Here is a 12323-nt window from a genome sequence, read left to right on the forward strand (position 1 = left end):
TTTCAGGCACGACGCCAATTGCATGTGGCAATTCGCTGCGAGCTCCACGCTTGGGAGAAGATCGTGAAATCCAGTCAAATCCTGCTGCCGCTGCTTTCCATCCTGCCATTGTTGATTTTCGACGCGGCCAGAGCTCAGACGGTTTCCAAGGTTTCCGTTGCTGCAAAAGGCGCGTTTGAGTTTGAGAAGAGTTATCCAAAAGCCGCAGACGGAAAAACACCGTTCAATTTGCTCACAGGTTTTATAAAACCTAAAAGCGGGCAAAAGATAAACTATTTTGTATTTAGAAATAAGCGACGAAATGATCAAATTTCAAAGATCGATTTCGATGAACACGTTTTATGCGGACGTTAATCTCTGTCCTGGCGCTGTCGATCGAACCGTGTCCGTTCATCAGCCCCTCGGCAACTTTCTTGAGCCTATCGTGGGCCGAACCGACCTGTTGCCATACGTTAAGAGGGCAAGCCTGATCCAATTGCGCAACTACCTGTATGTCGCGATTGACAGCAATCTTCGGAGCTACTCCCCCAAGGGCGCAGATCAATATGGATATGAATGGCTGCCGATCGCGGTGGAAAGCAGACAGGTTTGCCTGACCATCAGCGTCGGTCGAATGGGGCATGGCGCCTTTCTCTCTCAGCCCATAAACATAACCAGGCTTGCGGAGTTCGTCTTTCTCGACAGCAAATGAGCCGAGCCGGGCGGCAGCTTAGCCAGTCCCTGCAGCCATCCGGCCGTCGGCCGACCATGCACCCGCGCCAGCCATCGCCAGCGCCAGAAAACCGCCTGATATCGCGATGTCCTTCATCAGCATCTGCGAATGCATGAAGGTCAGCGTCGGATCGCCGCCGCCCTGGCCATAGTGGCCGATGAACGCTGTCGCGACGCAAAAGGCGGCGAGCAGCAGCGCCACGATCGGCGTCTTGAAGCCGACGAGGATGAGCAGCCCGGCGATCAGTTCGAACAGCCCGGTGCCCCAGGCAGCCAGCGTCGGCAGCGGCAGGCCGAGGCCGGCGAAATAGCCGGTCGTGCCGGCAATGTCGGCAAGCGCATGGAAGCCGGACGGCACGAACAGTGCGGCGAACAGCAGTCGGGAAAGCAAAAGCAGCGTATTGCGGGGCATGGCAACCTCCGTTGTCGGCCGGGTGGCCAAGAGCCCGATCCTAGCAGAATTCCGGTCAGCGGACCGACAGGCACAAACGACAACGAAAAAGGGGCGCGGAAAATTCCGCGCCCCTTTGTTCAGGAAATGCTGGGCTGCTTCAGCCGCGCTTGGCGTCGATCGAATACGCGCCTGGGCCCGAGGAGGCGAGCACGAGGAAGCCGCCGGCAATGCCGAGGTTCTTCATGAAATTGATCATCTGCATCTGATCGGCCCAGCCGGTGTGGGCGACCAGCGCGGTGGCGACGGTGAAGATCGCCATTACCCAGCCGACGATCCGGGTCTGGAAGCCCACGAGGATGGCGAGGCCGCCAAGCAGTTCGATAAGGCCGACGACAATCGCGGTCACCATCGGCAGCGGCAGGCCGAGGCTGCCGAAATAGCCGGCGGTGCCGGCAATCGCCGTCAGCTTGCCGAAACCGGAAAGCAGGAAGATGACCGAAAGCAGGATGCGGCCGAGCAGGATCGTGCCCGAGGCGCCGGAGGCGGTGCCGGAACCGGCAAACGAAGTGTTGGTGGACATGCGTAACTCTCCAGAAGGGTTTGGCCAAACGGCTTGGGATACCCGTCTAGTTAGCGCAGGCCGACTGTTCACCAAAGATGCCAGATTGGTTACGGATTGTTCACCCAGGTAACGTTTTCGCGATCAACTTACCCTGGGTGCGTCATGTCCTCCGGCCGCACCAGCCGCTCATAATCGGCTTCGCTGACCAGCCCGGTGGCCAGCGCTTCCTCGCGCAGCGTTGTGCCGTTCTTGTGCGCCGCCTTGGCGATCTTGGCGGCGTTGTCATAGCCGATCGTCGGCGCCAGCGCCGTCACCAGCATCAGCGAACGGTCGAGCGCTGCCTTGATGTTGTCTTCGCGGGCCTCGATGCCGACGACGCAATTGTCAGTGAACGACACGGAAGCGTCGGCCAGCAGCTGTACCGATTGCAGGAAACAATAGGCCATCAGCGGATTGTAGACGTTGAGTTCGAAATGGCCCTGGCTGCCGGCGAAGCTGATCGCCGCGTTGTTGCCGAAGACCTGCACGCAAACCTGCGTCATGGCCTCGCATTGGGTCGGATTGACCTTGCCCGGCATGATCGACGAGCCCGGTTCGTTTTCCGGCAGCGACAATTCGCCGAGGCCCGAACGCGGGCCCGATCCGAGCAGCCGGATGTCGTTGGCGATCTTGAACAGCGCCGCCGCGCAGGCATTGATGGCGCCGTGCGAGAAGACCATGGAATCATGCGCGGCCAGCGCCTCGAACTTGTTCGGCGCGGTGACGAAATCGATGCCGGTGATCGCGGCGATGCGCGACGCCACCATTTCGGCAAAACCGACCGGCGCGTTGAGGCCGGTGCCGACTGCGGTGCCGCCCTGTGCCAATTCCTGCAGGCCGGGCAGGGTCATCTCGATGCGCTTGATCGACGAGGCGACCTGAGCCGCATAGCCCGAGAATTCCTGGCCAAGCGTCAGCGGCGTGGCGTCCTGTGTATGGGTGCGGCCAATCTTGACGATGTGGGCGAAAGCCTTGGTCTTGGCCTCGAGTGCCGCATGCAAATGTCTTAGCGCCGGCAGCAGGTCGTGGATGATGCGCTCGGCGCAGGCGATGTGCATTGCAGTCGGATAGGTGTCGTTCGACGACTGGCTCATATTGACGTGGTCGTTGGGATGCACCGGCTTCTTCGACCCCATGACACCGCCCAGAAGCTCGATTGCCCGGTTGGAGATCACCTCATTGGCGTTCATGTTGGACTGCGTGCCCGAACCGGTCTGCCAGACGACCAGCGGGAAATGCTCGTTGAGCTTGCCGTCGATGACCTCCTGGGAGGCCTCGATAACGGCCTTGCCGATCGCCGGATCGAGCCGCTTCAGCTCCATATTGGCCTCCGCTGCCGCCCGCTTGACGATGCCCAGCGCCCGCACGATCGAGGCCGGCTGTTTCTCCCAGCCGATCTTGAAATTGGCCAGCGAACGCTGCGCCTGCGCGCCCCAATAGCGGTCGGCGGCGACCTCGATGGGACCGAACGTGTCGGTTTCGGTTCTGGTCTCTGGCGCGCTCACGAAGTCTCTCCGGTTTGCAATTTGCAAACGGCGTATCGCGTTGCACAAATGCCTTCAAGCGGAGATTGCGGGTGACGGGAATGCAAATCGGTTGAAGGTGCTGGCAATCTCCCCACTTGAGGGGGAGATGTCGCCGAAGGCGACAGAGGGGGTCGGTAGGTCTTGACGCAACTCCCATAGCGGACGGAACAGGCTGGTGTTCCACGCGAGACGACCCCCTCTGGCCTGCCGGCCATCTCCCCCTCGAGGGGGAGATCGCAACCTCACCCCGCCGTGTATCCTCCATCCACGGCGAAGATTCCGCCGCTGGTCCATGCCGCTTCGTCGCTGGCGAGATAGGCGGCGATGCCGGCAAGGTCGCTGGTTCGGCCGATGCGGCCGAGCGGGTAGCTGCGCTCGACATAGGCCTTGAGCTCGGCTTGCGCGGCCTCAGGCAGGTTTTCGATCGACCTGCGCCGCATCGCTGTGTCGACCGTGCCGGGCGCGATGGCGTTGACTCTTATGCCGCGCGGCCCGAGCTCGAAGGCGAGCGACTTGGCCAGCGAATTGAGCGCGCCCTTCGACAGCGAATAGAGGCTGGACGGCCGCTTCGGGATCATCTTGTGCGCGAAATAGGACGAGATGTTGATCACCGAGGCCGCACCCGGCGCGAGATGCGGCAACAGCCGTTGGGTGAGAAAGAATACCGCCGTGACGTTGAGCGCGAACGACTGCTGGAACTGGTCCTCGCTGACGGTCTCGAACGGCACAAGGAACGCTACGCCAGCATTGTTGACGAGGATATCGACAGGTGGGCCGCGCCTGGCATGCTCGACCACGGCATTGATCCCGGCGCTGGCCGACAGGTCGGCCGAAAGCGTTCCGACATTATCCCCGAGCTGCTTGCGGGCGGCGTCGAGCTTTTTGCCTTCGCGGCCGACGATCAGCACGTCCGCGCCTTCGCGCAAGAAAGCCTCGGCGATTGCCAGCCCGATCCCGTCCGAGCCGCCGGTGACCAGTGCCCGTTTGCCGCCTAGTCTCATCCAACACTCCCGCACGTGCCGCCTTCCGCCGGCGGCATGAACCCCAGAGCAGCGCTGCCTGCACTCCGGGTCAAGTCGCCTGCCTATCCCAGCGTATGAAACTTCGCCTCGTCTCACCGCCCAAGCAGCGATTGTGAGGTTGGCGACAGCCGCAAAGTCTCAGTCGGCTTGGCCATACGTGAATGGACGCTCTGCTCGAACACTTGCCACTCCGGGGAGGCAGCCAAGGCTGCCTCGTGGCGGGCATGTGCATCGGCGCTGGCGAAACCGGTGATGCTGATGAAGACGTTTTCGCTGGCCCGCACCGGCAGCCGCGGAAAGCTGTTTTCGGCATGTTCGGTAACGAAGGCGGCGAGCGGCGACGCGCCAAATGCGGCGAGCACCGGAAGGGCCGCGGTCTGGAAGTCATTGGCGAAACGGGCTTCCAGGCCAGGTTGCAAATAATGAATCCTGATGACAACAATTGCCTGCAAATCACTGCTTGCGCTGGGTTCTTCGGGGTCCGACTGGGGTACTCGTTTCGATCCCGAGAGGTCTAGGCCGGCGCCTGGCCAAGCCGGCTTCAGCAGCAGCACGTCGTCGGATGAGATCATCGTGGCGTTGGCGGCGTCGCGCCAGGCAGCCCAGACCGGCCCGTCATAGAAGGCGGTCAGAGCGTTTTTCCGCGCTTCCATACCGTCGAAGCCGCGCAGCCAGACGAACATATCCGGCCGGTGGAGATCGCGGAACTGGCCGATGATGGTCATCCCCGCGGTTTCCTGGCTCTCGATCAGGTGATTATCGAAGATGCCGATCAGCGTCTCGCGCCTGCCGGGTTTCAGCGTGTATTGCCTGAGTTCGACAACGGGCGAGGCGAGCAGATCGGGATTAGGTATGGCGTTCAAAGGCAGGTTCATCGCGCGAGCTCCAAAACAGGACAGTCATCCTGTTTTACAAAACAGACCGATTGTCCTGTTTTGTCAATCTGCTATCGTGTGAAGATGTCAGCAGAGATATCCGCTCGCCCAAGGTCGCGGGCTCAAAAACGCACCAACGACCCCGAAGGCATGCGCAAAAAGGTGCTCGATGTCGCCGAGGAGGCGTTTCAGGCACGCGGCTATCATGCATCCAGCATGGGCGACCTGATGGCGACGGCGGGCGTCACCGGCGGCGCGCTGCACCACCATTTCCCAACCAAGAAGGCGCTGGCGCTCGCAGTGATCGAGGAGCGGGTCGCCGCCGCCGTAGAAGAGACTTGGATCGCGCCGATGCGGATGGCTCCCTCAGCGCGCGAGGGCGTGCGCTCCGTGTTCGCGGCCGTCGCGGCGGAGCTGGAGCAGCAGGGTTTCGTGCGCGGCTGCCCGCTCAACAACCTGGCGCATGAACTGTCGCTTGCCGATCCGGATTTTCGCATTGCCCTTGCCAGCATTTTTTCTACCTGGCGTCAGGCGATCGCCGACAAGATCAGCGCCGACCAGCAGGCGGGCCGGGAGCTAGGTACCGATCCGCAGCGCTTCGCAGCGCTCGCCGTCGCCAGCTATTCGGGCGCCATGTCGATGGCCAAGACCGCACAGGACGCAAGCGCGCTGCGTGACTGCCTGATGGCGTTGGAGCAGGGAGTTATGTCGTCCAAAACAGGAACGAGGCGACGTAACAGGATACTGCACAGAGCCCTCTGACGCCGGCAGGACAGTCGCTCACTATGACCGAGGCGGGGAGGCCGAGCTCTTAATTCGGCAGCGGCTTGATCAGCTCGTAGCCGACCACGCTTTCGGCACTGGTACCCTCGTCATAGCGTCTGGCCACAACCGCCTGCAGGTCGGGTGCGTAAAGCGCGGTAAACTCGTCCCGCATCTCGCCGGCCTCGCTCCTGATGGTCTGCTTGACCGCGAGCACGGAGTATTTGCAATCACCCAGGCTGAACGTCTCCTTGCCCTTGATGTTGATCTCCAGCGTCTCGGTGCCCTTCGGCGGCTTGTTCGGTGCGAGACGGGCAAATACGATCTTGCTCTTGGCACCCGCCTTCAGCGGGAACACCTTCCTGAGATCGGAAAACGGGATCATCGCCAGCTGCCCTGTGCTGCTGTCGCGAAACACTTCGATCAGCCCGCCGAACAGGTACTGCGACTGCGGCGATTGCGACTGGTATTTGTTGGCCACGGCAACCATTCCGCCCGCCGCCGGACGAAATTCGCTGTGGATGCCAGCCCTTTCGAGAATAAAGCCGGCCTTGGCCGATTTGGCGTCGATGCACTCGGCGCCTTGCGCTGTGCTCGTCACCGCCAGAATGGCCATTGTCATGCGGATGGATGTAGCTTTCATGGCGTCCTCCTCTGCCCGCGTAAGTTGAATGCCGAAAGCAATGCCAGACCTGGGGGAACGTGTCGACACACTTTGCGAGCAACTGGACTGCCGGTCCGCGTCGTGCTGAATTTTAGCGCATGATGCATCGCATTTCCGCCCGGCCGGTTTCCCGGCGCAGGTTCCTGATGAAGGCAGCGGCCGTTGCCGCGGCCGGCGCCGTTTCGCGCCCGGCCTTCGGCCAGACCGGGCAGCGCATCCCGCCGATCGACGCCACTTTCCTGTTTATCGCTGATGTCCATGCCTGCCGCATGGCGAACGGATTGAGCCCGCACTGCGAGCAGGAGGGCAAGACAGACGCTGCCTTGCTGCGCAACGTCGCCGCACTCAACGGCGTCGGCGACAGGCAATGGCCGGCTGAAATCGATGGCGTTGCCACCGCCCTGCGCTCGACGGGCAAAATCGGCACGCCGCTCGGCCTCGTCGTTGGCGGCGACATCACCGATGATGGCGGCGGCCAGATCACCCAGCCCAGCGAGGGCACGCAACTGCTTCAGTTCAGCCAGCGCTACCAGCAAGGCGTCGGCCCCGACCGCGTGCACATGCCGGTCTATGTCGGCCTCGGCAACCACGACCTCGACCAGAACGGCCCGCGCTCGCATGTCGACTGGTACCGCCGCGAAATGCGCGACTACGTCGAGGTCAACCACCGCCCCGGCGTGTTCTTCAAGCCGCCTGCGCCGGCGACCGACTACGACGTCGAGACCGACTGCTATTCATGGGATTGGGGCGGCCTGCATCTTGTCCAGACGCACCGTTTCGCCGGCGATACCGGCCATGGCGCCGTCAGCAGCCTGCCATGGCTGAAGCAGGACCTGGCGACTTATGCCGGCGACGGCCGCCCGGTCATCCTGTTCCAGCATTATGGCTGGGATACTTTTTCGATCGAAAGATGGGACGCCGCCGAGAAAACCTTCGACGACGGCGGCAAGGGTCCGCCCCACTGGTGGAGCGAAGCCGACAGGCAGGCGCTGCTGACTGTGCTGAAGGGTTACAACGTCGTCGGCATCTTCCATGGCCACCAGCACGCGACGCCGATGATCTACCACCGTGACGGGCTCGACTTGTTCAAGCCGAAGGCCGCCTTCATGGGCGGCTTTGCGTTGGCGCGGGTGACGGGAAACAGCATGGATGTGGTGCTGGGCGAAGCCGCCGGAGATCATGGCGAGGTTACCTTCACCAATGCATACAGCAAAAGCCTGACTTTCTGACGGATAAGAAAGGGCGCAAAAAAAGGCGGCCGAACCGCCTTTTTCCTGGTCTGCGAAGGGTCAGCGCTCAAAGCGCCTTCTTCACCTTGTCCTTCACGTCGCCGTAACCCTTCTGCATCTTGCCGGTGGCCTTGTCGACGTCGCCTTCGGTCTCGGTCCGCCTGTTGCCGGTGGCCTTGCCGGCGGTCTGCTTGACCGAGCCCTTGGCTTGCTTGGCAACGCCTGCCACCTGATCCTTGTTCACCGTCGCGCATCTCCTGAACCGTTCGCCCAGGGAAACGGTTGCCGATCACTTAGGTTCCGGGTTCTGCCCGTCGATTGGGATAGCTTCCGGCCGCGAAGCCGACAGGATAGGGTGCACCAGGACGCCCGAACAGACAGGGGCCGGAGGGACAATGGCTGAATTCACGCTCTTCATCGGCAACAAGTGCTTTTCGTCGTGGTCACTGAGGCCATGGCTGGCGATGAAGCATCTGGAGATCCCGTTCGAGGAGGGTTTTGTGCGCCTGCGCACGCCCGAGACCGCGGCCAATCTGGCCAGGATATCGCCGACCGGTCAGGTGCCGGTGCTGAACCATCGGCTGCCGAATGGCGAGGTCCGGATCGTCTGGGAAACCCTTGCCATCCTTGAATATCTTGCCGAGCTGTTTCCCGAGAAAAAGCTGTGGCCGGCCGATATCGGCGCCCGCGCGCTCGCCCGCTCGGCGGCGACAGAGATGCATTCGGGCTTTCGCGAAGTCCGCTATGGCTGGCCGATGAATTTGCGCCGGCCGAAAGGCCACAAGCCGCTCGACGCCGAAGGTGAGGCGCAACGGGCGCGCATCGAAGGGCTATGGCGCGAATGCCGCGAAAAGCACGGCAAAGGCGGCCCGTTTCTGTTTGGCCATTTCACCGCGGCCGACGCCATGTACGCGCCGGTTGTCACCCGCTTCGACACCTATGGCGGCACGCTGGCAACCGATACCCGCGCCTATGTCGACGCCGTGCTTTCGATGCCGGCGATGCGCCACTGGTATGCCGAGGCGGCGAAAGAGCCTTGGCCGGAGCCCGGCCCAGACGAATAGAGCCGAGCAACCGGCAAGCTGGTCTTCCACTTCGCGGCCCGCGGCCTATCTGAAGCTCGGGCTGGGGCCTTGGAGACTTCACAATGACATCTGTTTCTTCCGCACTAGCCGGCAAGGTCGCACTCGTCACCGGCGCCTCCTCGGGCATCGGCGAGGCAACGGCTGTGGCGCTCGCAGCCGCCGGGGCCAAGGTGGCGATTGCCGCACGCCGCGCCGATCGTCTCGAAGCGCTGGCCGCGCGTATCGAAAAGGCCGGCGGCACGGCGCTCCGCATCCAGGCCGACGTCACCAGCAACGACGATGTCACCGCCATGGTCGACAAGGTTGTCGCCGAATGGAGCCGCCTCGACATCCTCGTCAACAATGCCGGGGTGATGCTTCTGTCGCCGGCCGCCGAGGCGTTGCTCGACGACTGGCGCCGCATGATCGAGCTCAACCTGCTGGCGCTGATGGGCGTCACCAAGGCGGCGCTGCCGCATCTCAGGTCCGCCAAGGGGCACATCGTCAATGTCTCGTCAATCGCCGGACGCGTCGCCAATCCCGGCGCCAGCGGCTATGCCGCAACCAAGTTCGGCGTCGTCGGCTTTTCCGAATCGCTGCGCCGCGAAGTCTATGCCGATAAGGTTCGCGTCACCGTCATCGAGCCCGGCCTTGTGCGCACCGAACTCGGCGACCATGTCACCAACCCGGCGGCGAAGGCCGGGCTCGACCAGCGGCTCGCCGCCATGGAGGCGCTGACCGCCGAGGACATCGCCGCGGCCATTCTCTACGCCGTGAGCCAGCCGCCACACGTCAACGTCAACGAGATCGTCATCCGCCCGACCGACCAGGAACGGTGAACGGCGTCAGATATTTTCGCTACGCCTCAAATCCCGCCCGCAGGAAATCGCCACACTCCTCGACCAGCCGCGACGGGTCCCTCGCGAGGTAGACGCCGAAATCCGCCATCGGCGCCGGCGGCAGGTTGAAGCGTCCGTTGAGGCTTTGGCAGTCGGGCGGTAGTCCTTCCTGCAGCAGAAGGCCGATGCCAAGCCCGGCCCTCAGCGCCGAGATCAGTGTCGCGAAGGTCGACACGCGGCAGCCGATCTTCCAGCCGATCCCGGCCTCGGCGAGCGAAGCCAGCATCCTGTCCTGCCAGGAGCAGGCGCCTTCGAAGATGATCAGCGGAAGCTCGACCTCGCCATCGATCTCGATCATGCGGCTTGCCGCCCAGACCAGCTGTCGTGACAGATGGCCTCGCGGCGCCATTGTGAAGCGCGCCGGATCGGCCATGACGATGTCGCATCTTCCTTCGCCCAGCGACTTGCTGAGATCGCTGCTGCTGGCCGACATCAGCTCGATCTCCACGGAAGGATGCCGGCGGCGGAAGTCGGCAATGATCAACGGCAGCCGTGTCACCGCCAAATCCTCGACGATGCCCAGCCGGACACGGCCGACCAGCCTGCGGCCTTCTATCTCGCGCCTGGCATCGTCGCCGATCGCGATGGCCTTGCGGGCGAAGGCGAGCAGGATCTCGCCGGCCTCGGTCAGCGTCACGCCGCGCGGCGAACGGCGCAGCAGCTCGGCGCCGACTTCACCCTCGAGGCGCTGAAGCTGCATACTCACCGCCGCCTGCGTGCGGGCAAGCCGATCGGCCGCCCGGCTCACCGTTCCCGTATCGGCCACGGTGACGAAGGCGCGCAGCAGCCGGACGTCGATATCTCCAGTCATAAGAATTCCTGATAGCTGTGTCAGCACTATCAGGCTATCCGAAAGCCCGATCTGAATTCAAGGTCCGCTCGCACCAACGAAAACGGGAGCAGCCACCTTGTCCTACAGACGAAGATTTGAGGAGTTCGGTGTCGCCTGGCCGTCGCTCGATCGGCCCGCTTTGCCATTCTCGCCGACGGTTCGGGTCGCAGACATCGTCTATGTCTCCGGTCAGATCCCCGAGATCGGGCAGGAGATCGCTGCGATCGGCCAGGTTGGCGCAGAGATCGATCTGGCCACGGCGCGGAACGCCGCCCGGCTCTGCGCGGCCAACATCGTCTATTGGCTGGACAAGGAATTGGACGGCAATCTCGACCGCGTCGTGAAATTCGCCAAGCTGACCGTCTATGTGAACGCGGCGGCCGGCTTTGCGGCCTATTCGGAGGTCGGCAACGGAGCATCCGAATTTCTGCTCCATGTTTTTGGCGAGCGTGGCGAGCATGCCCGCTGCTCGCTCGGCATGGCCGGCTTGCCGGCCAATGTTCCGGTCGAAGCCGACGCCATTGTGCATGTCCGCTGATGCACGCCCAAAGCATGCACTCAGGCCTGATCCGAGAGTGCGCAGCGAAACCAGGGGAGGCTTGGCTTGATAAGTACAAATCTTGAGAGGCGGAAGGCGCTGGTTCTCGGCGGAGGCAAGGGCCTCGGTTTCGGCGTCGCCGAAGCGCTCGCGGCGAAAGGCGCCGAGATCATCCTGGTCGGACGCGGGAAGGAGACCCTGGACGCGGCGCGGCGCGCGATCGAGTCCGCCGGCCCCGTCTGCTCGACCTTCAGCGCCGATCTTTCCGATAACGACAGCGTCTCCCGGCTGATCCGTGCCATCGAGGACGAGCATCAGCGGATCGACATCGTCCTGCTCAATGGCGGCGGCCCGCCGCCCTTCGCGGCCAGCGTCTTCGATGCGAGCGTCTGGGAGAAGCAGTTCACCAGCATGGTGCTGAGCCAGATGCGTATCGCCATTTCTTTCCTGCCAGGCATGCGGTCGCGGCGCTGGGGGCGCATCATCGCCGTTTCCTCCACGTCCGTCCGCGAGCCGATCCCCGGCCTCACCGCTTCGAATGCGTTGCGTGCGTCGCTTGCCGGCTGGGCCAAGACCCTGGCCGGCGAAGTGGCGGCGGACGGCGTCACCGTCAACCTGTTGCTGCCTGGCCGTTTTGCGACGGACCGGACGAAACAGTTCGACGCGATGGACGCCGCCGACAGGGGTGTGGACGCTGCTGTGATCGCCGCCGAGAGTGAGGCCGAAATCCCGGCAAAGCGCTACGGGACCCCCGCCGAATTCGGCGCGGTTGCCGCATTCCTGGCCAGCGACGACGCCACCTATATCACCGGCGTGGCTTTGCCGGTGGATGGCGGGCTCAGCCGGGCCATGCTGTGAGGGGCAGGGTGCAGCGGCGCGAATGGTCGCATCACAGGAACGCCCCTCGTGCCTTTTATCTGCGCGGGGGCGTCCTGTTTGTCGTCCGCCTCTCTCAAGATCGCTCTTTCAAGAACGGCTTTCGACACCGAAAGAATGCCCCGGCGCCAAAATGGTTCCCGGCTGATTGGTTTTTTCGGCGGGCAATAGCCCGGCTTTCGCCGTCCGATGTGCTGGCGCGGGCCGCCGCCGCGCGTCTCCGCGAGTGTGGAAAATCAAAAAAATGTCGGTAGCTTTTCAAGTTGTCCGGTTTTTGTAGCACATCAGATGTCCGCTTCTGTTTGTTGCAGGAGGTGCGTCGAAGCGGTT

The 12323-nt window shown here is 63.0% G+C and carries 17 protein-coding genes; 8 read left to right on the forward strand and 9 right to left on the reverse strand.

What is annotated here, in order from left to right:
- Positions 1 to 63 precede the first annotated feature (63 nt).
- Together NKI58_RS31610 and NKI58_RS31615 are read left to right on the forward strand one after the other, a co-directional pair.
- The gene (locus tag NKI58_RS31610; protein ID WP_352786048.1) at positions 64 to 354 is read left to right on the forward strand and encodes a hypothetical protein; all 291 of its coding nucleotides are present in this window, start codon (positions 64 to 66) and stop codon (positions 352 to 354) included.
- Entirely contained in the window at positions 329 to 691 is a 363-nt protein-coding gene (locus NKI58_RS31615) for a hypothetical protein (protein ID WP_352786051.1), read from the forward strand. Before NKI58_RS31610 ends, NKI58_RS31615 begins: the two co-directional genes overlap by 26 nt.
- A gap of 18 nt (positions 692 to 709) precedes the next feature.
- On the opposite strand, the gene NKI58_RS31620 is transcribed toward NKI58_RS31615, so the two are convergent.
- The 5 genes from NKI58_RS31620 to NKI58_RS31640 form a co-directional block, all read right to left on the reverse strand.
- Positions 710 to 1123 carry a DoxX family protein gene (locus NKI58_RS31620; protein ID WP_352707826.1) on the reverse strand — a complete coding sequence of 138 codons (414 nt, stop codon included), beginning with the start codon at positions 1121 to 1123 and terminating at the stop codon, positions 710 to 712.
- Between the two features lie 139 nt (positions 1124 to 1262).
- On the reverse strand, positions 1263 to 1685 hold the full coding sequence (locus tag NKI58_RS31625) for a DoxX family protein (RefSeq protein WP_352786055.1): 423 nt from the start codon (positions 1683 to 1685) through the stop codon (positions 1263 to 1265).
- 128 nt (positions 1686 to 1813) lie between these two features.
- Positions 1814 to 3211, reverse strand: coding sequence for a class II fumarate hydratase (gene fumC, locus NKI58_RS31630; protein ID WP_352707827.1), 1398 nt, complete (start codon positions 3209 to 3211; stop codon positions 1814 to 1816).
- 263 nt (positions 3212 to 3474) lie between these two features.
- On the reverse strand, positions 3475 to 4233 hold the full coding sequence (locus tag NKI58_RS31635) for an SDR family NAD(P)-dependent oxidoreductase (protein WP_352786061.1): 759 nt from the start codon (positions 4231 to 4233) through the stop codon (positions 3475 to 3477).
- 113 nt (positions 4234 to 4346) lie between these two features.
- Positions 4347 to 5129 carry an NIPSNAP family protein gene (locus tag NKI58_RS31640; protein ID WP_352786064.1) on the reverse strand — a complete coding sequence of 261 codons (783 nt, stop codon included), beginning with the start codon at positions 5127 to 5129 and terminating at the stop codon, positions 4347 to 4349.
- Between the two features lie 150 nt (positions 5130 to 5279).
- Between NKI58_RS31640 and NKI58_RS31645 the strand changes: the two genes are divergently transcribed.
- Positions 5280 to 5891, forward strand: a complete 612-nt coding sequence (locus NKI58_RS31645) for a TetR/AcrR family transcriptional regulator (RefSeq protein ID WP_352786067.1) — start codon at positions 5280 to 5282, stop codon at positions 5889 to 5891.
- 49 nt (positions 5892 to 5940) lie between these two features.
- On the opposite strand, the gene NKI58_RS31650 is transcribed toward NKI58_RS31645, so the two are convergent.
- Positions 5941 to 6534 carry a hypothetical protein gene (locus NKI58_RS31650; protein WP_352786070.1) on the reverse strand — a complete coding sequence of 198 codons (594 nt, stop codon included), beginning with the start codon at positions 6532 to 6534 and terminating at the stop codon, positions 5941 to 5943.
- Between the two features lie 119 nt (positions 6535 to 6653).
- Between NKI58_RS31650 and NKI58_RS31655 the strand changes: the two genes are divergently transcribed.
- The gene (locus NKI58_RS31655; protein ID WP_352786073.1) at positions 6654 to 7784 is read left to right on the forward strand and encodes a metallophosphoesterase; all 1131 of its coding nucleotides are present in this window, start codon (positions 6654 to 6656) and stop codon (positions 7782 to 7784) included.
- 67 nt (positions 7785 to 7851) lie between these two features.
- Here the strand turns inward: NKI58_RS31655 and NKI58_RS31660 are convergent, their stop codons facing one another.
- Entirely contained in the window at positions 7852 to 8028 is a 177-nt protein-coding gene (locus tag NKI58_RS31660; protein WP_352786076.1) for a CsbD family protein, read from the reverse strand.
- 151 nt (positions 8029 to 8179) lie between these two features.
- On the opposite strand from NKI58_RS31660, the gene NKI58_RS31665 reads away from it, so the two are divergent.
- Entirely contained in the window at positions 8180 to 8848 is a 669-nt protein-coding gene (locus NKI58_RS31665) for a glutathione S-transferase family protein (protein ID WP_352786079.1), read from the forward strand.
- 83 nt (positions 8849 to 8931) lie between these two features.
- Positions 8932 to 9687, forward strand: coding sequence for an SDR family NAD(P)-dependent oxidoreductase (locus tag NKI58_RS31670; RefSeq protein WP_352786081.1), 756 nt, complete (start codon positions 8932 to 8934; stop codon positions 9685 to 9687).
- A gap of 19 nt (positions 9688 to 9706) precedes the next feature.
- Here the strand turns inward: NKI58_RS31670 and NKI58_RS31675 are convergent, their stop codons facing one another.
- The gene (locus tag NKI58_RS31675) at positions 9707 to 10558 is read right to left on the reverse strand and encodes a LysR family transcriptional regulator (RefSeq protein ID WP_352786083.1); all 852 of its coding nucleotides are present in this window, start codon (positions 10556 to 10558) and stop codon (positions 9707 to 9709) included.
- Between the two features lie 97 nt (positions 10559 to 10655).
- Here NKI58_RS31675 and NKI58_RS31680 point away from each other — a divergent pair, with 97 nt between their 5' ends.
- Together NKI58_RS31680 and NKI58_RS31685 are read left to right on the forward strand one after the other, a co-directional pair.
- Positions 10656 to 11117, forward strand: a complete 462-nt coding sequence (locus NKI58_RS31680; protein ID WP_352452755.1) for a RidA family protein — start codon at positions 10656 to 10658, stop codon at positions 11115 to 11117.
- A 66-nt stretch (positions 11118 to 11183) separates the two neighbouring features.
- A complete protein-coding gene (locus NKI58_RS31685; protein ID WP_352825539.1) occupies positions 11184 to 11975 on the forward strand; it encodes an SDR family oxidoreductase in 792 nt (263 codons plus the stop codon).
- 94 nt (positions 11976 to 12069) lie between these two features.
- Here NKI58_RS31685 and NKI58_RS31690 read toward each other — a convergent pair.
- Positions 12070 to 12323, reverse strand: a 254-nt coding sequence (locus tag NKI58_RS31690) for a hypothetical protein (protein ID WP_352825537.1), incomplete at its 5' end; no start/stop codon positions are given.

The sequence above is a fragment of the Mesorhizobium sp. M0522 genome (genome assembly GCF_040321085.1).
In the GTDB taxonomy this organism is placed as follows: Bacteria; Pseudomonadota; Alphaproteobacteria; order Rhizobiales; family Rhizobiaceae; genus Mesorhizobium.